The organism is Methylococcus sp. S1M (assembly GCF_051295855.1).
In the GTDB taxonomy this organism is placed as follows: Bacteria; Pseudomonadota; Gammaproteobacteria; order Methylococcales; family Methylococcaceae; genus Methylococcus; species Methylococcus capsulatus.
The window spans coordinates 1-347 of the sequence record NZ_JBPDXO010000043.1 but is presented as its reverse complement, the minus strand read 5'-3'; the positions used below and the strand labels follow the sequence as shown (position 1 = coordinate 347).

The following is a 347-nucleotide window of genomic DNA, read 5'->3' as shown; positions in this document are numbered from 1 at the left end:
CATTTCAGGTCAGCGAAACCTGTTATCGGTACAGCGCCAAGCGCAATGCCGAGAACGAAGAAATCGCCGACTGGCTGATGCGGCTGACCGACAACCACCGCAACTGGGGATTCGGGCTGTGCTTCCTGTATTTGCGCAACGTGAAAGGATTCGGATGGAACCACAAACGGGTGTACCGGATATGCCGCGAACTGGAACTGAATCTTCGCATCAAGCCGAGGAAACGGCTGAAACGGGACAAGCCGGAACCGCTCACGGTGCCGGACACGGATCAACCAAGTCTGGTCGATGGACTTCATGCATGATCAGCTCGCCGATGGAAGGAAGTTCAGGTTGTTCAATGTGAT

The 347-nt window shown here is 54.8% G+C and carries 1 pseudogene; it reads left to right on the top strand.

Annotated elements, in window-relative coordinates:
• Nucleotides 1–347: pseudogene (locus ACSHWJ_RS16010) on the top strand (IS3 family transposase); the annotation flags it as partial.